Origin of the sequence: Pseudoduganella violaceinigra DSM 15887 (assembly GCF_000425385.1) — a bacterium.
Classification (GTDB): Bacteria; Pseudomonadota; Gammaproteobacteria; order Burkholderiales; family Burkholderiaceae_D; genus Rugamonas; species Rugamonas violaceinigra.
In genome coordinates this window covers 586,529-607,952 of the sequence record NZ_KE384356.1, presented here as the reverse complement: position 1 = coordinate 607,952, position 21,424 = coordinate 586,529, and the positions used below count along the sequence as shown (strand labels likewise).

18 protein-coding genes and 1 riboswitch are annotated in these 21,424 nt (G+C 64.3%); of the genes, 5 read left to right on the top strand and 13 right to left on the bottom strand.

All coding sequences use genetic code 11. The features are described from left to right. The first annotated feature begins 57 nt into the window (after window positions 1-57). Window positions 58-201: riboswitch (FMN riboswitch) on the top strand. Between the two features lie 99 nt (window positions 202-300). Both ribB and H597_RS0119465 read left to right on the top strand, forming a co-directional pair. Continuing rightward, the gene (gene ribB / locus H597_RS0119470) at window positions 301-978 is read left to right on the top strand and encodes a 3,4-dihydroxy-2-butanone-4-phosphate synthase (RefSeq protein ID WP_051293923.1); all 678 of its coding nucleotides are present in this window, start codon (window positions 301-303) and stop codon (window positions 976-978) included. A gap of 131 nt (window positions 979-1,109) precedes the next feature. Then, a complete protein-coding gene (locus H597_RS0119465; protein WP_028103608.1) occupies window positions 1,110-2,270 on the top strand; it encodes an AAA family ATPase in 1,161 nt (386 codons plus the stop codon). Window positions 2,271-2,754: 484 nt separating this feature from the next. Here H597_RS0119465 and H597_RS0119460 read toward each other — a convergent pair whose 3' ends face one another. From H597_RS0119460 to H597_RS0119415, 10 genes are all read right to left on the bottom strand, one after another. Beyond that, on the bottom strand, window positions 2,755-3,651 hold the full coding sequence (locus H597_RS0119460) for an enoyl-CoA hydratase (RefSeq protein WP_028103607.1): 897 nt from the start codon (window positions 3,649-3,651) through the stop codon (window positions 2,755-2,757). Window positions 3,652-3,682: 31 nt separating this feature from the next. Beyond that, window positions 3,683-7,264 (bottom strand): indolepyruvate ferredoxin oxidoreductase family protein, encoded by a 3,582-nt coding sequence (locus tag H597_RS0119455; RefSeq protein WP_028103606.1) that lies wholly within the window; start codon window positions 7,262-7,264, stop codon window positions 3,683-3,685. Between the two features lie 44 nt (window positions 7,265-7,308). Further along, the gene (locus H597_RS31625; protein WP_083941187.1) at window positions 7,309-8,061 is read right to left on the bottom strand and encodes an FAD-binding oxidoreductase; all 753 of its coding nucleotides are present in this window, start codon (window positions 8,059-8,061) and stop codon (window positions 7,309-7,311) included. Between the two features lie 15 nt (window positions 8,062-8,076). Beyond that, a complete protein-coding gene (locus H597_RS0119445) occupies window positions 8,077-9,204 on the bottom strand; it encodes an acyl-CoA dehydrogenase family protein (RefSeq protein WP_028103605.1) in 1,128 nt (375 codons plus the stop codon). Between the two features lie 70 nt (window positions 9,205-9,274). Beyond that, window positions 9,275-9,688, bottom strand: coding sequence for an acyl-CoA thioesterase (locus tag H597_RS0119440; protein WP_028103604.1), 414 nt, complete (start codon window positions 9,686-9,688; stop codon window positions 9,275-9,277). Between the two features lie 192 nt (window positions 9,689-9,880). Continuing rightward, window positions 9,881-10,537, bottom strand: coding sequence for a LuxR C-terminal-related transcriptional regulator (locus H597_RS0119435; protein ID WP_028103603.1), 657 nt, complete (start codon window positions 10,535-10,537; stop codon window positions 9,881-9,883). Window positions 10,538-10,552: 15 nt separating this feature from the next. After that, complete coding sequence (locus tag H597_RS0119430) at window positions 10,553-11,476, bottom strand: HpcH/HpaI aldolase/citrate lyase family protein (RefSeq protein WP_028103602.1); 924 nt, start codon at window positions 11,474-11,476, stop codon at window positions 10,553-10,555. Between the two features lie 25 nt (window positions 11,477-11,501). Next, window positions 11,502-12,248, bottom strand: a complete 747-nt coding sequence (locus H597_RS0119425; RefSeq protein ID WP_028103601.1) for an SDR family NAD(P)-dependent oxidoreductase — start codon at window positions 12,246-12,248, stop codon at window positions 11,502-11,504. A 16-nt stretch (window positions 12,249-12,264) separates the two neighbouring features. Next, window positions 12,265-13,836, bottom strand: a complete 1,572-nt coding sequence (locus tag H597_RS0119420) for a 4-hydroxyphenylacetate 3-hydroxylase family protein (RefSeq protein ID WP_229632210.1) — start codon at window positions 13,834-13,836, stop codon at window positions 12,265-12,267. A 104-nt stretch (window positions 13,837-13,940) separates the two neighbouring features. Beyond that, a complete protein-coding gene (locus H597_RS0119415; protein ID WP_028103599.1) occupies window positions 13,941-15,152 on the bottom strand; it encodes an arabinose transporter in 1,212 nt (403 codons plus the stop codon). 112 nt (window positions 15,153-15,264) lie between these two features. On the opposite strand from H597_RS0119415, the gene H597_RS0119410 reads away from it, so the two are divergent. From H597_RS0119410 to H597_RS0119400, 3 genes are all read left to right on the top strand, one after another. Next, window positions 15,265-15,891, top strand: a complete 627-nt coding sequence (locus H597_RS0119410) for a TetR/AcrR family transcriptional regulator (protein WP_028103598.1) — start codon at window positions 15,265-15,267, stop codon at window positions 15,889-15,891. Window positions 15,892-16,016: 125 nt separating this feature from the next. Continuing rightward, window positions 16,017-18,869, top strand: a complete 2,853-nt coding sequence (uvrA, locus tag H597_RS0119405) for an excinuclease ABC subunit UvrA (RefSeq protein WP_028103597.1) — start codon at window positions 16,017-16,019, stop codon at window positions 18,867-18,869. After that, a complete protein-coding gene (locus H597_RS0119400) occupies window positions 18,869-19,330 on the top strand; it encodes a YbaK/EbsC family protein (RefSeq protein WP_028103596.1) in 462 nt (153 codons plus the stop codon). Before uvrA ends, H597_RS0119400 begins: the two co-directional genes overlap by 1 nt. A gap of 124 nt (window positions 19,331-19,454) precedes the next feature. Here H597_RS0119400 and H597_RS0119395 read toward each other — a convergent pair whose 3' ends face one another. From H597_RS0119395 to H597_RS0119380, 3 genes are all read right to left on the bottom strand, one after another. Next, the gene (locus H597_RS0119395) at window positions 19,455-20,060 is read right to left on the bottom strand and encodes a 2-hydroxychromene-2-carboxylate isomerase (protein ID WP_028103595.1); all 606 of its coding nucleotides are present in this window, start codon (window positions 20,058-20,060) and stop codon (window positions 19,455-19,457) included. Window positions 20,061-20,262: 202 nt separating this feature from the next. Continuing rightward, window positions 20,263-20,880 carry a TetR/AcrR family transcriptional regulator gene (locus tag H597_RS0119385; RefSeq protein WP_028103594.1) on the bottom strand — a complete coding sequence of 206 codons (618 nt, stop codon included), beginning with the start codon at window positions 20,878-20,880 and terminating at the stop codon, window positions 20,263-20,265. A 40-nt stretch (window positions 20,881-20,920) separates the two neighbouring features. Continuing rightward, complete coding sequence (locus tag H597_RS0119380; protein ID WP_051293921.1) at window positions 20,921-21,409, bottom strand: GNAT family N-acetyltransferase; 489 nt, start codon at window positions 21,407-21,409, stop codon at window positions 20,921-20,923. Window positions 21,410-21,424: the final 15 nt, after the last annotated feature.

The following is a 21,424-nucleotide window of genomic DNA, read 5'->3' as shown; positions in this document are numbered from 1 at the left end:
CGCACACCAAAACTCGCAGATAATTGCGCTGCCGCTTAGCCGGCAAACTTATTTTTTGTACGTCTTCAGGGCGGGGTGCAATTCCCCACCGGCGGTATGGCCTTCTGGGCCGAGCCCGCGAGCGCCCGCCATTTGGCGGGGTCAGCAGATCTGGTGAGATGCCAGGGCCGACGGTCATAGTCCGGATGAAAGACGATGTGCCAAAGCTTCGACAGCGCCATCCGTGGATGGTGCCGCCGCCGTTCGGCGATCAATACCCTGGAACGTCTTTTGCAATCTTTATCTGCGGAGCGTTTCACTATGTTTTTGAGCATTGAACCTAAAACCACCGAGTCCAACCCACCTTACCTTCCACAAGGACTGGCGCCGTTCGAACAGCGCCTGGCACGCGCACTGGACGACCTGCGCGCCGGCCGCGCCGTGCTGCTGATGGACGATTTCGATCGCGAGAACGAAGCCGACCTGATCGTCGCCGCCGAAAAAATCACCGTCGAAGGCATGGCGCGCCTGATCCGCGATTGCAGCGGCATCGTCTGCCTCTGCCTGACCGACGAACGCCTGCAACAGCTCGACCTGCCGCCGATGGTCGAGAAGAACGGCAGCCGCAATGGCACCGCCTTCACCGTCACCATCGAAGCCCGCCACGGCGTCAGCACCGGCGTGTCGGCGGCCGACCGCGTCACCACCATCCGTGCCGCCATCGCAGACAACGCCGTGCCGGACGACCTGGCGCGCCCAGGCCACGTGTTCCCGCTGCGCGCGGTACCGGGCGGTGTTCTCAAGCGCCGCGGCCATACCGAAGGCTCGGTCGACCTGATGCGCCTGGCCGGCCTGAAGCCAGCAGCGGTGCTGTGCGAGCTGATGAACCCGGACGGCACCATGAGCAAAGCTGAGCAGATCGAGGTGTACGCTGCGACGCATGACCTGGTGCAGCTGACCATCGACGAACTGGCCACTTACCTGGCGCAGCAGCAGTAACACTTATCTTTAAGCCGGCGAGGCATTCCTGATGCAGGGAATGCCTCGCCAAGCGGTTGGTCCTCAACACGAAATGCAAGTAAATTGCGTCTCCCCGCGAGAATCTCGCCTGACGCAAAGAAGAACACTGAATGCTTACCACACTGGCGATCGCCAACTACCGCTCGCTGCGAAATCTCATCCTTCCGCTCGGCCCGATGAACGTCATCACGGGGCCCAACGGAAGCGGCAAATCGAGTGTCTACCGGGCGCTGCGACTACTGGCGCAAACCGCCCAAGGACGCATCATCCCCGCGCTGGCACAGGAAGGCGGCCTGCAATCGACTTTATGGGCAGGACCGGAAACCATTTCGCGGTCCATGCGACAGGGCATTCATGCAATTCAGGGAACGCGACGCAAGGAGCCGGTCAACTTGCGACTGGGATTCGCCAGCGACACGCTTGGATATCTGATCGATCTTGGCCTTCCCAGCAACAATCGTTCAGCCTTCTCATTTGATCCGGAGATCAAGGGCGAGCACATATGGGCAGGCCCCTTCCTGCGCCGCGCGGCGCAGCTCGTTGTGCGGGAAGGAGCGGCTGTCAGGGCTAAGGGCGAGAGCGGCTGGAATGTACTTACCCAGCATCTGGCAAGCTTTGATAGCATGCTGACCCAACTCGCCGATCCGCACAATGCACCAGAAATGCTGCAATTACGCGAGAAGGTGAGATCCTGGCGCTTTTATGACCATTTCCGTACGGACGCCGATGCCCCTGCCAGGCTGCCCCAGATTGGCACACATACGCCAGTGCTCAGTGACAGTGGCCACGACCTCGCCGCCGCCATGCAAACCATTATGGAAATCGGTGATGCCGACGCTTTGTCCGATGCTGTCGCCGACGCATTTCCTGGAGCGTCCATCGAAGTCGCATGCAGCGAGGGCCGTTTTGAAGTCCTGATGCATCAACACGGCCTGCTGCGGCCCCTGCGCGCGGCAGAACTGTCAGACGGCACCTTGCGCTACTTGTTATGGATCGCAGCCCTGCTGTCGCCTCGTCCGCCTGAACTCCTGGTGCTTAACGAACCTGAAACCAGCCTGCATCCCGACTTGCTGCCGGCTTTGGGACGCCTCATTACTTCGGCAGCGGCCAGGTCCCAGGTGATCGTCGTATCGCACGCCAGCCGCCTTATTGCCGCGCTCAGCGAGCATGAGGAATACAGGGAGTTCCGTTTGGAGAAGGAGTTCGGCGAGACAAACCTGCAAGACATGAATGAGCTAGAAATGCCGAGCTGGCATTGGGCCTCACGCTGATCATTCTTGCAGCATGCAATACGAGCATATGGAGAGGGGTGCTTTGGGCAGTTTGCGCGTTTATTCTTATCCTCCTTTTCTCAAATTATTTGTATGAAAAAGAGAATGCAGCGACAAATGGCCCCGTTAACACTGCAACGTACTTCGAAATACCGAAAAGCGAAATTCCTCAGCTAAAGCAAATCCCTGGATCCCAATCTGGCCCAAAAGGTCGACGCTCGAATCGAAAAATATCGGAACAAACAACCTCGTTAGTACCGTTCTGCGCAGCAATTGCATCGCGTCACGCGCTCATTATTGTTGAGTGGGCTATTGCCGCAGTCGTATCGTTCGCTGGTCGCTTGACGGCAGACAGGTGACCAAAGCGCAGCAGCGCATTCGTAGCAACGGGTCCGTTGAGAGCATGCATGTCGACGAACTTGCGCGGCATATGTCTTAGGCGTAGGCCCGCCGCGCAACGGGGCCTACGCCTGATTGACTCCACTCAGGCGCGGCGGCGCAGCGGCTCCGCCCTGGCCTGCCCGATGAAGCGCGGCGGGCGCTTCTCCGCGAAGGCGGCCATGCCTTCGTGATAGTCCGCGCTGTCGCCCAACTCGGTGATGTACTCGCGCTCGATTTCCAGCTGCTCGTCCAGCGTGTTATTGATGCTGGCGTGGAAGGCCTGCTTGGTGCGGGCCAGGCCCAGCGTCGCGGCGCCGGCGAAATGGCGCGCCATTTGCTCGGCCTCCGCGGCGAGACGATCGTCCGGGACGCATTTCCAGATCAATCCCCAGCTTTCTGCACGTTCCGCGCTGAGCTTTTCCCCCAGCAGGGCCAGGCCCTTGGCGCGTGCAGTGCCGATCAGGCGTGGCAGGAAGTAGGTGCCGCCTGTGTCGGGCAGCAGGCCCACATGACAGAACGATTCCACGAAGTTGGCCGATTTGGCGGCGATCACAATGTCGCAGGCCAGTGCAATATTCGCGCCGGAACCTGCCGCCACACCGTTGACCGCGCAAACCACCGGGATAGGCAAGGCTTGCAGGGCTTGCACCAGCGGTGCGTAGTAGCGGCTCACCAGTTCGCCCAAGCCGGCCGATGCGGCATCTTCTTCTTCGGCGGTGTGCTGGGAAGGATGGAAATACTTGTCGACGATTTCGACCAGTTCGTCGGTCTCGGTGCCGGCGGGTTTCACGTTTTCGCTCAGGTCATGGCCGGCGCAGAAGCCACGCCCGGCACCCGTCAGCAGCAGCACGCGCACCGTGCTGTTGCGCTTGATGGTGCGCAGTGCGCCACGCACTTCCATGTGCATGGCGGCGGTGAAGCTATTGAGTCGTTCGGGACGGTTCAGCGTCAGTCGTGCGATGCCGTCTTCGATGGAAAACAGAATGTGTTTGTATGCCATGATCAGCTCCAGTCGGATGAAGGGGTTGCCATTACGCGCGCACCACGGGGATGCCGCGCAGGGTGCTGCCGTTGCCGGCGCTGTTGCGTACATGCTCGGCCACCAGCGGGCCGTAATCGGTATCGATGCCGAGGCGTTTCGCCAGTTGCGCCTGGCGTGCGGCGGCGCGTCCAACATTGCGCAGCTTGACGTGGCCGAAGCCCAGCATCATGGATGGCAGGCCGGCCATGGCCAGCGCCGCGTCCATGTGTTCCAGCGTCAGCTTGGCCGCGACCTGGCGCATCTGCTGTTCGTAATGCGCAGCCAACTCGCGTTCCAGGCGGCGTTCGTGCTGATAGCGGAACGGATCGAACAAGCCGCCACGGACGCTGCGCAGCGCGGACATGGTTTTCAGCACCGGCAGCATCCAGGCGCCAAACGTGCGCTTGCGCACTTCCACGCCGGCTTTGCGGCCGACCGGGGGCGCCATATGGAACTGCAGCTGGTAGTCGACGCCGGGACGGCCTTCGAACTGGCGCTCCAGGCTTTGCACGAAGTCGTCGGAGCTGTACAGGCGCGCCACTTCGTATTCGTCTTTCACCATCAGCACGCGGGAGAAGCCATGCGCCACGGCCCGGCTGAACGACAGGTCCGCTGCGCCACAGGAATTGGTTTCAGCGCGCACCACTTCATCCATCAGCGTCTGGTAGCGCTGGACGTATGCCGCACCGCCGTATTCCTGCAACTGGGCCCGGTGCAGGGCCATCAGGTTTTCGAGGCTGACCGTATCGGACTGCGCTGGGGTGTGCGATACCGCTGATGTCATCAGCTGTTGCAGCCGTTCCGGTGCGGCGGCGGCCATGCGGCCCAATGCCAGTGCGCGCAGGTTGAGCGGCACCGCGACGTTGTTCAGGCGTACGGCACGCGTCAGCGCGGCCATCGAGACCGGAATCCAGCCGCGCTGCCAGGCCATGCCCAGCATGATGATGTTGGCGCAGATGGTGTCGCCGAAGAAGTATTCGGCCAGCTTCTGCGCGTCGCAGCTCACGCTGTCGCCGCTGCCGGCCGCATGGCGGATTTTTTCCAGCAGGGCGTCGGTGTGCAGGTTGGCTTCCGGATCGCGCACAAAGCTCGCGTTCGGAATCGCATGGCTGTTCAGGGCCAGGCGGGTATGGCCGGATTGCAGCGTTTGCAGCGCATCAGGGCTGGCAGCCACCACCAGATCGCAGGCCAGCAACAGGTCGGCCTGGCGCACGTCGATGCGCACCTGGTTCAGTTCCGCGGCCGACGCTGCGATCCGCACGAAGGACAGCACGGCGCCGCCCTTCTGCGAGAAGCCCATGAAATCCAGCACCGAGGACTGGCGCTGTTCCAGGTGGGCCGCCATACAGATCAGGGCTCCCACCGTAACCACGCCGCTGCCGCCGACGCCCGTCACCAGCAGGTTGTAGGGCTGGTCCAGCGCAGGCACGGCAGGATGCGGCAGCAGGGTTGCCGCTTCCTCCAGCTGTTCCAGCACGCCGGCGGCGACCCGCGATTTCTTCGGCACGGCGCCGACCACGCTGACGAAGCTCGGACAGCTGCCGGTCTGGCAGGAGAAGTCCAGGTTGCAGGAGGACTGGTCGATCTTGCGCTTTCGGCCTTTCGGCGTTTCCGTCACGCCCACCGACAGACAGTTGGATTTGGCGCCGCAGTCGCCACAGCCCTCACAGACCGACTCGTTGATGAACAGGCGGCGGCCCGGGGTGGTGGCCTTGCCCTGCTTGCGCAGGCGGCGTTTTTCGGCGGCGCAGCCTTGATCGTAAATCAGTGCGGTCACACCGGGAATATCGCGCAGTTCGCGCTGCAGCGTATCCATCTCGTCGCGATGATGGAAGGTCGCTTGCGGCGGGAAGTCGCGCTCGCGGCCCTTGTATTGCTCCGGCGCGTCGCTGACCACCGCCAGGCGCTTCACGCCCTCCGCCACCAGCTGCTGCGCCAGTTGCGGCACCGGCAGGCTGCCGTCGATCGGCTGGCCGCCCGTCATCGCCACGGCGGCGTTGTGCAGGATCTTGTAGGTGATATTGGTGTTGGCGGCGACCGCCTGGCGCAGGGCCAGGATGCCGGAGTGGAAATAGGTGCCATCGCCCAGGTTCTGGAAGATGTGCGGGCGCTTGGAGAACATCGATTGAGCGGTCCAGTCCACACCTTCGCCGCCCATCTGGATCAGGCCCGTGGTGTCGCGTTCCATCCACGACGCCATGAAGTGGCAGCCGATGCCGGCGTGGGCGATCGAGCCTTCCGGCACCTTGGTCGAGACATTGTGCGGACAGCCCGAACAGAAGTAAGGAATACGGCGCACGCCGTCGGCGGCATTCGACAGCAGCGGCGCCGCCAGGGCACGCGCACCCAGGGCGCGGCGGTCATGCGTCGGCAGGTGGCGCGCCAGCCAGGCGGCCAGCACCGGCAACAGGCGCGATGGGCGCAGCTCGGCGTCGTCGGCCAGCAGCGGGTTGCCCTGCGCGTCGCGTTTACCGAGCAGGCGCGGGCGCGCGCTGTCCGGACAGTTGTACAGGTGGTCCTTGAGCTGCTGCTCCACCACGGCGGCCTTTTCTTCGACCACCAGGATCTCTTTCAGCCCTTCGGCAAAGGTATCGATGCGGCCGGTATCCAGCGGATAGCTCTGGCCGACCTTGTAGATACGCACGCCGGCCGCATCCAGTTCGGCGGTCGTCAATTCCAGGCGGCGCAATGCTTCCAGCAAGTCCAGGTGGGCTTTGCCGCAGGTGACGATGCCGATGCAGGCGCGCGGGCTACGCGCAATCCATTTGTCGATGCTGTTCACGCGCCCAAAGGCGCGCGCGGCGCGGATCTTCTCGCTCATGCGCAGTTCGATCTGCGGACCGGGGAAATCCGGCCAGCGGTTGTGCAGGCCGCCGGCGGGCGCCACATAATCGGTCGGCGCGGTCCAGCGCGTCGGGATGCGGTCCAGGTTGACCGTGCCGGCCGACTCCACGGTCTCCGAGATCGCCTTCAGGCCGACCCAGGCGCCGGAAAAGCGCGACAGCGCCCAGCCGTACAAGCCGAATTCGATCAGCTCGGCGACATTGGACGGATTCAGCACCGGCATATGCCAGGCCATCATGGTCGGGTCGCTGTGGTGCGACATCGAGGACGATACGCAGCCATGGTCATCGCCGGCCACCACCAGCACGCCGCCCAGCGGCGAGGAGCCGTAAGCGTTGCCGTGCTTGAGCGCATCGGCCGCGCGGTCCACGCCGGGGCCCTTGCCGTACCACATGGCATACACGCCATCCACGGCGCGCTCGCTGTCGCTGGCCAGGCGCTGCACGCCCAGCACCGCGGTGGCGCCCAATTCCTCATTGATGGCGGGCAGGAAGCGCACATCGCTTGCCTCCAGCGCCTTCTTGTTCTTCCACAGTTGCTGGTCGACGGCGCCCAGCGGCGAACCGCGGTAGCCGCTGACGAAACCGGCCGTGTTCAGGCCCAGTTCGCGGTCCAGCGCGCGCTGCATCAGCAGCAGGCGCACCAGCGCCTGCGTGCCGCTCAGGTAAATCTGTCCCGAGGCCGCATGCAAGGCGTCGCTAAGCTGGTAGCGCTCGTCAACGGCGGCGACGGCCAGTTCTTCATTCATCTTGCCCATGTGTTCTCCAGGTGGTAGCGGGGGATACTCGGCGATCAGTCGCCGGCAGTGCGGATACGCTGGCGTGGCAGGCCGGCTTGTTGCAGCAGGCCCGATAGTTCGTCCATCATGGACGGTGACCCCACCACCAGCGCCAGGTCGACGCTATCGAGGTCGACGTCGTAGGCGCAGATGCGCTGTACAGTGTCCTGGTCCAGGCGGCCGTTGTAGACCGGGATGCCGGCCGGTGCGCCGGGCGTCCAGGAACTGAACACGAGCACACAGCGCAGGCGCTCGCCGAGCCGGCGGCGCAATTCTTCGATGGCGGGCAGGAACAGGGTGGAAGCGTGGTCCTGCTCACCGATCACCAGCGTGAAGCGGCTGTGCGGTTCGTGGTGCAGCAGGTGTTTCAGCAGCGAATACAGGGTACTGACGCCGCTGCCGATACACATGCCGAGGTAATGCCGGCTGCGCGCCGGCTCGGCCGGGACGGTAAAGCCGCCGGCCGGCGGCGCCACCGGCAATTCGCGGCCGGGCGCCAGTTCGTGCTGGATCCAGGACGCCATCGCCCCCTGGCCATGCTTGATGGCCACCTGCAGCGGCGCTTCGTGCGGCGCGGAACAGATGGCGTAGTGGCGCTCGACTTCCTCGCCATCGACGCTGGCGCGCAGCGTCAGGTATTGGCCGGATTGATAGCGGAAGGCGCTTCGCAGCCGGTCGGGCACGTCGAAGGTGACGACAGTGGCGCCGGCTTCTGGCGCCATGCCGCGTACGCGCAGCGGAAAGAACAACCGTGTGGAGGTACGCATGGGAACCGCCGCAACTTACTTGCTCAGCCTGACAAGCTGGTTGTAGATGTTCTTTCGATGCATCTCTTCGGTACCGCCGACGCTGGCAAAGCCCAGTGCATTGCGGGCCAGCGTGGAAATATCGTTGTTGTGGTAGCCGAGGCTGCCGTACAGCTTGACCAGGCTGATGGCGCCGTTGATCAAGTCTTCGGCGCCGACCAGCTTGGCAGCCGAGCAGGTCAGCAGCGCTTCGCGGTCGCCCGCCATCAGCTGGGTCAGCGCGCCGTAAGCCAGCCAGCGGCCGCGTTCCGCGCCGATCTTCAAATCGGTCAGGCGGCGCTGCACATACTGGTGCTCGGCGATGGTGTCCTTGAAGCTGATGCGCTGCTTGGCGTACGCCATGGCGTCGGCCAGGAAAGGCGTCACCAGGTGGGATGCCACCAGGCCGTAGTACAGGCGGCCCAGCGAAATGATGTCGATCAGCTGCTGCAGGCCCTTGCCCGGCTTACCCAGGATCTGCGATGCCGCAACCGGCACGTTGTCGAAATGCAGGGCGCCGGTCGGCAGGTTGCGGTTGCCCAGTTTGTCGTCCGCCTTGCCGATGCGCAGGCCGGGCGCGTCCTTGTCCAGCAACACCAGCGAGATCGCGCCTTCGTCGTTGGCGCGCGACACGATCATCATGAAGTCGACCACGGGCGCATGGGCGATATTGTATTTTCCGCCGTTCAGCACATAGTTGTCGCCTTCCGGCGTCAGGCGCGTTTCAATGCTGCGCACATCGGTGCCGGTGCCCGGCTCGGCGATGCCGGTCGACGACAGGTCGCCGCGCAGGATGGCGGCGAAGTATTTGTCCTGCTGCGCCGGGCTGCCGTAATGCACCAGGGCGCGCACCAGGCCCGCTTGCGCGATGACCGACAGCAGCAGTTCCGGGGTGCGGATGCTGCTGGCCAGGCCTTCCAGCGCGGCGGTGAAAGCCCACCAGTCAGTGCCGGCGCCGCCGAAATTGGCCGGCACGATCAGGCGCCACAGTCCGGCGTCGCCAAGCTGGCGCCAGCCGTCGCGGTCGAAGCCTTCCGGCTGGCCGGTGCGCGCCGCGAGTTGGGCGCCCAGCGCCGCGTAGCGCTCGCGCAGGGCGAGCTGTTCCTGAGTCCATTGCAACATCATGATGAGTACCTGGGTGGTTGATTGTGGAATGCTCCGCCGGCGCCTGGCCGGCGGCTTGCTGCGCTCGTGCTTATTCGCCCTGGTAGGCGGCGACCTGTTGCTTGAACTGCTCCGGCACCACGGTGGTGCTGTTGCTGGCGTAGTCGAACATCACGTGGGTCGAGGCGCCTTTGGCGACGATGGTCTGCGCTTCGTCGTTGCGGCGCATGATGTGCTCCATGTCGAAGCTCTTGCTGCCGAAACGGGTCACGCGGCTGTTCACGGTCAGCATGTCGCCGTACATGGCCGGCTGCGTGTATTCGCAGGACGTCTTGACCATGATGTGCGGCAGCTTTTCAGTTTTCGGGATTTGCAGCACGTCGAACATATAGCCCAGGTAAGCGTGTTGCAGGTAGTCGTAGTAGACCGGGCTGCTGACGTGACCCATGGAATCGGTGTCGCGGTACTTTACTTCGATGGTGGTTTGAAAACCGTCCTTCTTCATGCTTGGCTCCAGATTTTTCGATTGATGAACGCTTTCGGTGAAAGCATGGCAGCCATTTTATTGTTGCTAATTAGAGTAGATAAATACGTAAAATTAGGTATGTGCGCGGGCGCGGATTTGGGCGGGTCTGCGAAAAAAAAACCGGCACCCTACCCAAGAGGTAGAGGTGCCGGCAAACTGGGTGAGCGGATGTCAGGTGGAGAGCAAGCCTTGCAGGCGCGCCTGGTACACGGCTTCAGTGCGCGAGTTGGCGAACAGCTTGCCCGAAATATTCTTCAAATGCGTTTGCACGGTGCGGAAGGAAATCGCCAGCTTCTTCGCTACTTCCTTGTCGCTGCTGCCTTGCGCCACCAGTTCCAGCACGGTGGTTTCGCGCGCCGTCAGCACGCTGGCCTGCGCCGCGCAGGGCTTGGCCGGCGACGGACGGTCGCCGCGTGCGCGCTCGAGGATCATGCGCGCGATGTCCGGACTGATGGGCGAGCCGCCGGCATGCAGGTCGAGCACGGCGCCCGGCAGGCTGGCCACCGCGTTCGGTCCGCACAGGTAGCCGGCGGCGCCGGCATCGATGCAGCGGTGCACGACGGCGTCGTCGCACATGCGCGACAGGGTCAGGATGCCGCAGCGCGGATGGCGCGCCGCGCAGTCTTCGACGACGGCGATGGCGCGGCCGTCGGCCAGGTCCATGTCGACCACCAGGATGTCGGGCGCGGAGTGCTGCAGCCAGTCCAGCGCGGCGCTGCTGTTGTCAAGTTCGGCCAGCACTTGCAGGCGCGGTTGGCTTTCCAGGACCAGCTTTTGCGCGTCGCGCAAGCGTGGACAATCTTCGACGATGACGATGGTGATGGACATGGTTCTCTCGCGTTGTCAGCGGTAAGTGCGCTCGGGCGGTCGTGATGCCTGCCGTGCGCTCAACTGGGAATGGCGCAGCAGCAGGCGCTGTGCGGCCAGGTAGCTCGGGACTTCCACCACCAGGCCGTCGACTTCGGCGCGCATCAGCCCTTGCCGGCGCGCCGCTTCGAAGGCGGCCACCTGGCGCTGCGCCAGCCCGGCCTGCTCGCTGGTCGGCGTCAGCCAGCGGTTGGCCACCGCTACATGGCTAGAGTTGACCACCGCCTTGGCCTTGTAGCCAATGCCGTGGCCGGCGCGCATATCGGCTTCGGCGCCCAGCGCGTCGGAATAGGTGTAGGGGCAGTCGATCGCCAGCACCCCGGCCGCCGCGCATTCGAGCAGGAAGCGCGAGCGCGGGTAGTGCAGTTCGGCGCCGTTGCGGCTGCGGTCGGCGCCCAGGTCGGCCACCGTATCCTCGGTCGCCACCAGCATGGCCTTGATGCGCGGGCTGGCCGCGGCGATCTGGATGGCGCGCACGATGCCCAGCGCGGTCTCGATGTTCGGCACGATCAAGGTGGCGCCCGGCGCGATGCCCAGTTCCGCTTCGAAGCGGCTGATTTCGCGGTCGAGGGCCTCGACCTGTTCCACGCTTTCGACCTTGGACATCATGACGATGTCGGGCCGGCCCGGCATCACGCCCGCCAGGTCGGCCAGGCCGCAGCTCTCGAGCGGGTTGATACGTACTGCGGGCACCACGCCGCGCGCCCGCCATTCGGCATACGCCTTGGCCGCCAGCGCACGCGCTTCGGCGCGCCGCTGCGGCGGGGTGAAGTCCTCCAGTTCCTGCACGATGACATCGGCGCCGGAGGCCGGCGCATCGCGTAGAACGGACATTTCCATTCCCGGCACGAAGAGCCACGAACGCAGCAGGGAGAGGGGATTGTCGGTTGAAATTGCCATGTGCTTTTCTTTTCCTTGTAATGTTCTAAGCCATCGACAGGCCGCCGTCGACCGCCATGGTGGTACCGCTGACGAAGGAAGCCTGCGGCGACAGGTACCAGACGATGGCCGCCGCAGCTTCTTCCGCCGTGCCTTCGCGGCGCAGTGCGGTCAGGCCGTGCAGGCGCTCGATGTGGCCCGGTGCCGCCGTGGTGGCGTCCAGCATGGGCGTGCGGATCACCGCCGGCGCCACGCAGTTGACGGTGATGCCGCGCGGCCCCAGCTCGCGTGCCAGGGTCTTGCTCATCGCCACCACGCCGCCCTTGCTGGCGGCATAGGCCACGGTGCCGGCCAGGCCGCCGCCGCGCAGGCCGGCCACGCTGGAGACGGTGCAGATGCGCGCCCCGGCCGCCATGCGCGCCGCCGCTTCGCGGATCGGCAGGAAGGTGCCCAGCATATTGATGCTGGCCATCTCCATGAAGCGCTGCGCCGAGAGCTCCATCAGCGGCGTGGTGTCGACCACCCCTGCGCAAGTGGCCAGTGCATCGATGCGGCCGCGCCACTCGATGACCTGGCCGAAAGTACGCTTCACCTCGGCCTCGTCGCACAGGTCCAGGGTGAAGCCCGTGTGGCCGGGGCCCAGTTCCTTGAGCAGCGTCGCCAGGCGCGCGCCATCGCGGTCCAGGCAGGCTACGGCGTAGCCTTGCTGCGCCAGCAGCCTGGCCGCGGCGGCGCCGATGCCGCTGGCGGCGCCGGTGACCACCGCCACCTGGGAGCTGGCGGATGCCGTCATGACGTGCGCCATGGCCTTACGCCCCTGCCGGGACGGTGGCGGCCGGCGCCGACGCGGCCTTCAGGTCGGGCGCCACCCAGCCGTTCAAGTCGTACTCGGCCATGCAGCGCTCGACGAAGCCCTTCATATCGCCCACCAGGCCGGTGCCGTTGGCCACGGCCAGGGTGTCGAGGCGGCTCTTCTCGTAGCTGCCCGAGTAGTTCAGCTCATACAGCTCGTGGCGCGAACCGAACTCGGAACCGATCGCGTCCCACAGCAGCTTCATCAGCTTGACGCGCTCTTCCGCATCGACGCCGTCGGCGCCGCGCACATAGCGGTCCAGGTAAGGACGCAGCTCCGGCTGCAGGAAGTCGTTGGCGTGCGACGGCAGGTAGATCAGCGAGCTGGCCACGTTCTTGCGGATCAGGTTGATCACGCGGCTGTACGCGTCGCCGGCGCTGGCGCGGTAGGCCAGGGCGGACTCCAGGTTCGGCAGCACGAAGTCTTCGACCCATGGCTCGGCCTTCCAGGCCATCGAATCGGACAGGCCCCACAGCATATGGCGCAGCGCGATCGCTTCGCCCAGCGCGCCCTGCACGCCCTGGAAGCCCTTGGTGCCGGCCATTTCCGTGGCTTTCAGGAACAGGCCGCAGATGAATTCGAACTTGACCGCCAGGCGGGTGCAGCCGTGCATCAGGGTGCGGCCGAAGAAGCCCGAGTGTTCGATGAACTTGTTCGACATTTCCACGCCGTACATGAACACGTCTTTCCATGGGATGAAGACGCGGTCCAGCACCAGGATGGAATCGTTTTCGTCCATGCGGCTCGACAGCGGGTGGTCGTACGGCGAGCCGGTGGTGGCGGCGGCCAGTTCATAGGACTTGCGGCAGATCAGCTTCACGCCCGGCGCGTTGGTCGCCACCATGAAGACCGGCGAGTACTTCTTGTCCGAGTACATCACGTTGTAGTGCGCCACGAAGGTGAAGTGGGTCAGGGCGGCGCCGGTGGCGACCACCTTGGCGCCGCTGATGATCAGGCCGTCCGCGGTTTCCTCGTCGACGCGGATGAAGACGTTCGACTCGTTCGGGTCCAGGTGGCGGTCGACCGGCGGGTTGACCACGGCGTGGTTGATGTAAGGCAGGCGTTCGCGGGCGAAGTCGTACCAGCGCACGGCGTTGTCCTTGTATTCGCCATACAGGTCGCGGTTGGCGCCGAAGGTGCCGATCCAGGCCGCCTTGAAGTCCGGGGTGCGGCCCATCCAGCCGTAGGAAATGCGGGCGCTTTCGGCGATCGCATCACGCGCCTTGATCTGCTCTTCCGGCGTACGCGGGGCCTGGAAGAAGCGGTGGCAACGCAGGCCGCTGCCGTTATCGATCTCGGTGGTCAGGATGTCGCGCTTGGCCGGATCGTGCAGCGAATCGTAGAAGCGCGCGATCATGCGCACCGAATTGCGGAAGGCCGGGTGCTCGGCCACGTTTTCCACGCGCTCGCCGTTCAACCATACTTCGCGGCCATCGTTCAGGCTGGCCAGGTATTCGGCGCCGGTGTACATCGCGTTGTCGGCAGCGCGGCCGCCGCCGGTTGGCATGTCTTTAAAATCGATTTTCATTCCAATATCCCCTTGTGGATTTGCAGTAAATGCTTCTCATTCACCAACAAAATTATAACTTGTGCAATGCAATTTAGTTAATGTTTTACTTCTAAATAACCTGCTCAGGCCGCACGGGGCGGTTGCAGCAGGCGGATGGCAATCACCAGGGCGCAGGACACCGCCGCGCAGCCGGCCAGATAGACCGAACCGACGCCGTGCTCGCCTGCCAGGGCGCCGGCCAGCGGACCGGTCAGGCCGAGCGAGATGTCCAGGAAGGCGACGTAGGCGCCCATCGCCGCGCCGCGGCTTTGCGGCGGGGTGCGCTTGACAGCTTCCACACCGAAGCCAGGGAAGGCCAGCGAGTAGCCGAAACCGGTCAGGGCGGCGCCGACATACACCAGCGCCGGGGCCGAGGCTTGCCAGATGCACAGCTGGCCGAGGGCTTCGATCAGTACGCACACCAGGGCGACGCGGGCGCCGCCGATCTTGTCGGGCAGGTGGCCGAACAGCAGGCGGGCGCCGATGAAGGCCGCGCCGAAGGCGGTGAAGGCGAGCGATGGGCTGCCCCATTCCTTGGCCGCGAACAGCAGCGAGATGAAGGCGGTGATCACGCCGAAGCCGACGCTGGAGAACGCCAGGCCCAGGCCCGGCATCCAGACCGCGCCCAGCACCTTGTAGAACGGGATGCGGCGCATGGTGGCGGCCGGCAGGCCTTGGATATTCGCCAGCAGCAGCAGGGCCAGGGCAGGCGCCAGCATGCCAGCGGCCGCGATACCCTGGAAGCCGTACTGGTGGTAGACCGCCATTCCGGCCGGTGCGCCGGCGGCGTAGGCGCCATACATGGCGATGCCGACCCAGGCCATGACCTTGCCGGCGTTCTGCGGGCCGACCAGGCCGACGCCCCAGCTCAGGGCGCCGGTCACGATCAGGCTCTCGGCGCAGCCGAGCAGGACGCGGCCGGCGATCAGCACGGCCACCGACGTCGCCGGCTGGCTGGCCACGGTCAGGGACGCCATGTAGACCATGGAGGCCGCGAAGGCCAGGACGAAACCGCTCATCACGGCCAGCTTGGAACCGCGGGTATCGCACAGGCCGCCGGCCCAGGCGCGGGTCAGCAGGGCGGCCACGAACTGGGCGCCGGCCACCACGCCGACCATGAAGGTGCTCAGGCCGAGGTGGCCATGCACGTGCAGCGGCAGCACCGGCAGGGCGATGCCGATCGCCATGAAACTAGCAAACACCGCCAGCACGATAGGGAAAATCTTGGGCACCACATTGACCGCCTGGGGGGCGGCTGCAGCAGTGGGTGTAGCAAAGTCTTTAGGCGGGCTCATGTAGAATCTTTCAAAGTTCACAATAGATTTAGCGAAGGCGAGCAATTGCTCACAAACAGACAAAATTTTAAAATCAACAACACCCCTCGAAAACTCGCATTAGGAAACTTGCATGCTGGACATACCCCGCCCCCGCAAAGCCCCACGCCAGGCACGCTCCAAGAACACCGTTGAGATCATCCTGGAAGCCACGGCTCGCGTTTTTGCCGAGCATGGCTATGCCGGCACGAACACCAACCTGATCGCCGAGAAGGCCGGCATCAGCGTCGGCTCGCTCTACCAGTACTTCCAGAACAAGGACGCGCTGATCGCGGCGCTGCACCAGCGCCATGCCGAGCAGGTGCAGCAAACCGTGGAATCGGTCCTGTCCAAGCCCTATGAGCCGACACTGGACGGCCATATCGGCGCCATGGTGCGGGCCCTGCTGGCCGCCCATTTGCTGGAGCCGGACTTGCACAAGATGCTGGAACTGCAATTCCCGTATTTCGACGTGCCGCAGTCGGAAAACGAAGCGGACAAGGGCATCTTCACGCGGGTACGCGCCCTGCTGGGTGACTGGCGCGACGCGATCGTGCCGCGCGACCTCGATCTGGCCACCTGGGTGATACTGCACATCATGGAATCCATGGTGCACGCGGCCGTGATTGATGCACCGCGCTTCGAGATGGCCGACATCGAGTCTTCCATCACCGATGCGGTGATGGGCTACCTGAGCTACCGCCCCGGAACCGGCGCCTGATACGTGCTCGCCGGAATACTGGTATTATGTACAGTATTTAATGCCCGGGTTTTGAGATATATCAAACCCGGCGCAAGAAGTTATTCCCAGCTATAGTATCGGGCTGACCCGAAAGGCATACACGCATGGAAGAAATCCGCATCCGCGGCGCACGCACGCACAACCTGAAGAACATCAACCTCGACCTGCCGCGCAACAAGCTGATCGTGATCACGGGCTTGTCCGGCTCCGGCAAGTCGTCGCTCGCGTTCGACACCCTGTACGCGGAGGGCCAGCGCCGCTATGTGGAATCGCTGTCGGCTTACGCGCGCCAGTTCCTGCAGCTGATGGAAAAGCCGGATGTGGACATGATCGAAGGCCTGTCGCCCGCCATTTCGATCGAGCAGAAGGCCACCTCGCACAATCCGCGTTCCACCGTGGGCACGGTGACCGAGATCCACGACTACCTGCGCCTGCTGTATGCCCGCGTCGGCACCCCATACTGCATCAACCACCCGGACCACGCGCTGGCCGCGCAGTCGGTGTCGCAGATGGTGGACGCCGTGCTGGCCATGCCCGAGGGCACCAAGCTGATGATCATGGCGCCCGTGGTGGCCAACCGTAAGGGCGAACACGCCGACCTGTTCGAGGCCATGCAGGCCCAGGGCTTCGTGCGCTTCCGCGTGCAGAGCGGCACCCACGACGCCAAAATCTACGAAGTGGACGACCTGCCGAAACTGAAGAAGACCGAGAAGCACAGCATCGACGTGGTGATCGACCGCGTCAAGGTGAACCCGGAAATCAAACAGCGCCTGGCCGAGTCCTTCGAGACCGCGCTGCGCCTGGCCGACGGCCGCGCCATCGCCTACGAGATGGACACCGGTTCCGAGCACGTCTACTCCAACAAGTTCGCCTGCACCACCTGCGGCTACTCGCTGCAGGAACTCGAGCCGCGCCTGTTCTCCTTCAATAATCCGATGGGCGCCTGCCCGGAATGCGATGGCCTGGGCCATATCGAATTCTTCGACCCGCGCCGCATCGTCGCCTTCCCCAACCTGTCGCTAGCTTCCGGCGCGGTGAAGGGCTGGGACCGCCGCAACCAGTTCTACTACTCGATGCTGGCGGCGCTGGGCGCCTACTACGATTTCGACCTCGACACGCCGTTCGAGCAACTGCCGGCCAAAGCGCAGGACGTGGTGCTGCACGGCTCCGGCAAGACCGCCATCCCGTTCACCTATATGAACGAGCGCGGCAAGGCCGTGGTCAAGGAACACACCTTCGAAGGCATCGTCAACAACCTGCAGCGCCGCTACCGCGAGACCGACTCGATGGCGGTGAAGGAAGAACTGGCGAAGTTCATCAACGAGAAGAAGTGCCCGAGCTGCGAAGGCGCGCGCCTGCGCGTGGAAGCGCGCCATGTGAAGATCGGTAGCGGCAAGCAGGAACGCGCGATCTACCAGATCGCCGAAAAGCCGCTGCGCGATACCCTGTCCTTCTTCGAGCAGCTGAAACTGAAAGGCGCCAAGAAGGACATCGCCGACCGCGTGATCAAGGAAATCGTGTCGCGCCTGACCTTCCTGAACAACGTGGGCCTGGACTACCTGTCGCTGGACCGCAGCGCCGATACCCTGTCCGGCGGCGAAGCCCAGCGCATCAGGCTCGCTTCGCAGATCGGTTCCGGCCTGACGGGCGTGATGTATGTGCTGGACGAGCCGTCCATCGGCCTGCACCAGCGCGACAACGACCGCCTGATCGACACCCTGAAGCACCTGCGCGACATCGGCAACTCGGTGCTGGTGGTGGAGCACGATGAAGACGCGATCCGCACGGCCGACTATGTGGTCGACATGGGCAAGGGCGCCGGGGTGCATGGCGGCGATGTGATCGCGGCCGGCTCGCTGAAGGACATCCTGAAGTCGAAGGAATCGCTGACCGCGCAATACCTGAGCGGCAAGCTGAAGATTGAAGTGCCGAAGAAGCGCCACCTGTCCGACCCGCAGCGCCAGCTGACCATTACCGGCGCGACCGGCAACAACCTGAAAAAGGTGTCGCTCAGCCTGCCGGTCGGCCTGATGACTTGCGTGACCGGCGTTTCCGGTTCCGGCAAATCGACCCTGGTCAACGACACCCTGTATCCGGCCCTGTCGCGCCACCTGTTCGGCTCGCAAACCGAACCGGCGCCGCACGATGCGATCAGCGGCCTGGAACACTTCGACAAGGTGATTTCGGTCGACCAGGCGCCGATCGGCCGCACGCCGCGCTCCAATCCGGCCACCTACACCGGCCTGTTCACGCCGATCCGCGACCTGTTCGCCACCGTGCCGGTGGCCAAAGAGCGCGGCTACTCGGCCGGCCGCTTCTCCTTCAACGTCAAGGGCGGCCGCTGCGAAGCCTGCCAGGGCGACGGCGTGATCAAGGTCGAAATGCACTTCCTGCCGGACGTGTACGTGCCGTGCGACGTCTGCCACGGCAAGCGCTATAACCGCGAAACGCTGGAAGTCCACTACAAGGGCAAGAGCATCACCGAAGTGCTGGACATGACGGTGGAAGATGCGCACGAGTTCTTCAAGGCCGTGCCGGTCATCGCGCGCAAGCTGCAAACCCTGCTCGACGTTGGCCTCGGCTACATCAAGCTGGGACAGAGCGCCACCACCCTGTCCGGCGGCGAGGCGCAGCGCGTCAAGCTGTCGCTGGAACTGTCCAAGCGCGACACGGGCCGCACCCTGTATATCCTGGACGAGCCGACCACCGGCCTGCACTTCCACGATATCGACCTGCTGCTGAAAGTGATCCACCGCCTGCGCGACCACGGCAACACCCTGGTGATCATCGAACACAACCTCGATGTGATCAAGACCGCCGACTGGATCGTCGATCTGGGTCCGGAAGGCGGCGCTGGCGGCGGCCAGATCATCGCCAGCGGCACGCCGGAAGACGTGGCGGCCAACCCGGCCAGCGTGACCGGCAAATACCTCGGTCCGCTGCTGAAGAAGAAGTAATGAGCCTGCATTCGGTCAAAGACTTCCTGGCCCGGCACGCGCCGGACCTGGAAGTGATCGAACTGGCGCAAAGCACGGCCACCGTGGCCCTGGCCGCCGCCGCGCACGGGGTCGAGCCGGGCCAGATCGCCAAGACGCTCTCGCTGCGCATGAAGGACGGCATCGTGCTGGTGGTCACGCGCGGCGATGCGCGGCTGGACAACAAGAAGTTCAAGGCCCGCTTCGGCGTTACGGCGCGCATGCTTGGTGCGCATGAAGTGGAAGCGCTCACCGGCCATCCGGTCGGCGGCGTCTGCCCCTTCGGCCTGCCAGGGCCGATTCCCGTGTATTGCGATGTTTCGCTGCGTGCCTTCAAGGAGGTGATTCCCGCCGGCGGCGCGGTCAACGCCGCCGTGCGCATCTGTCCGGAACGGATGGCGCAGCTGACCAGGGCCGAGTGGGTCGACGTGGCACAGGCTTGAACCGGTAAGGCGGTGTCAGACCCAAGGGTCCGACACCGGCACGCGACGGCCGCCGGCCGGGGGCCGGTCCTCGCGCCATACCCCGCCTTACCGCTTCTCGCCGCTTCTCACCGCTTCTCACCGATCATGCCGCGCGACGCGCCGCGGCCAGCCAGCGCTCCAGTTGCGGGAAGCGGTCGTAACCCCAGAAAGGCTCCCCGTCCGCCAGCACGAAGGGCACGCCGAACACGCCTTTTGCCAGCGCATCTTCGCTACCCTGCTTGAACTGCGCCTTGGTCGCCGGTTCTTCCATCCCAGTCAGGAAGGCCGCGCCATCGATCCCGAGTCCCTCGGCGATCCCCAGCAGCACCGCCTTGTCGGCGATATCCACGCCGTCCGCGTAATAGGCCTGGAAGCAGGTGCGGGCAAACGACTTCGCCAGCTCTTCGCCGTGTTGCGCGCGGATCCACAGCATGGCCCGCCCCGGCGCGATCAGCATCTGCGGGAACGCCGGCGATGGATTGAAGGGGATCGCCTCCTCCTGGGCGGTGCGCTGCATATCGCGCGTCACATAGGTCCATTTGAGCGGCACCACCGGCGACGGCAGCACGCCGGTGGCCTGGGTCAAGGCCGACAGCAGCACCGGATGCCAGCGCACCGTGGCGCCGTTGGCGGCGGCCAGCCACTCGATGCGGCGCGCGGCAAAGTAGGAATAGCCCGATGCGAAATCAAAGTAGAAGTCCAGAACCATGGCTGCTCCTTAGTAGTTTTCGCCGAAATCGCTATTGTTCCTCGGCAGTCCACGCAGGATGCCCCATAGGCGGCTATGGCTCATGAAGTAGATGCCGACCGGCACCAGTAAAAGCAGGAAGCGCATGTTTATCTCCAATTTCGCACACCCGTGCGAAGTCCGATAAAAAAAAGGCCGCAGGCGAACCTGCGGCAACCCAAAACTATACGTCGTTGAAACTCTTGTACGTCGAAATCAGGCGATTGAAAGCGCGCTGCGCGTGGCGCGGCGACTGCTCGTCATGCAGGAAGCGGGCATCGTGCAGCAAGCCCACCACCAGGCTGTAAATCTCGAACACCAGCTGTTCCGGCTCGGTGTCGGGCCGCAGCTGGCCCGCCTCCATCGCCTGCAGCACCGTCTTGCGCAGCGAGGCGCGCCATGCGACCACCCCTTGCGCCAGACGGTCGCGCACCGTACTGCCTTCGTAATCGTCGAATTCGAAAGCGCCCGCCGTGTATAGGCAGGAAGTGCGCAGGCCCTCGTCGGCGGCGCGCTGGAACCAGGCCGCCACCTGCGCCTGCAGGCGCGGCAAGCCGCGCGGCAGCTGCAAGGAAGGCATGAAGACTTCGGCTGCGAAGCGGCGGTCGTACTCGTCCAGCACCGCGCACTGCAGCTGCTCCAGGGAACCCACGCGCGAAAACACACCGCTCTTGCTGATGCCGGTGCGTTTGGCGATTTCGCCCAGCGACAGCTTGCCGATGCCATCGGCCGCTGCCATTTCCATGGCGGCGTCCAGGATGGTGGCGAAGGTAGCCTCGCTTTTTGCGGTCATGGTATCCATGGAAGGCACTTTAGCACACCTGTGCGAAATAGCAAGCGACTTAATAGGGGTCCGGCGTCCAGGCGGCATACATCTCGCCGTCTTCCTCCACACCCGCCTCGACAAAGCCGCAAGCAGCATACAGCTCCCGCGCCACGCCGTTGCCCGGCTGGTAGCTGGTCCAGATGCGCTGCACGTCCCCATGCTTGCCGATTTCGGCCAGCGCCAGCTCGACTGCGCGACGGCCATGGCCCCGGCCCTGGTAGCGGCGGTCCACCATCAGGTGATAGATCGCATATTCGCCGGGTGCATCGTCGGCGCCGGGCGCGGCATACATCAGGAAGCCCACCACGCCGTCCTTGTCGGCAATCGCGCGGCACTGATAGTTCGGGTGGAAGCTGGCTTCCGCGATCGCATACATGGTGCTGGCGGCATGGTCTTGCTGGTGCTCATGCAGTTCCAGTTCGGCGATGTTGGCAAAGTTGTCCTTGGTGACCACGTGCAGGTTGGTCGTGATCCATTTCTTCAGGAAGCGTTGATAAGGTCTCATTGTTAACTCCTTCTT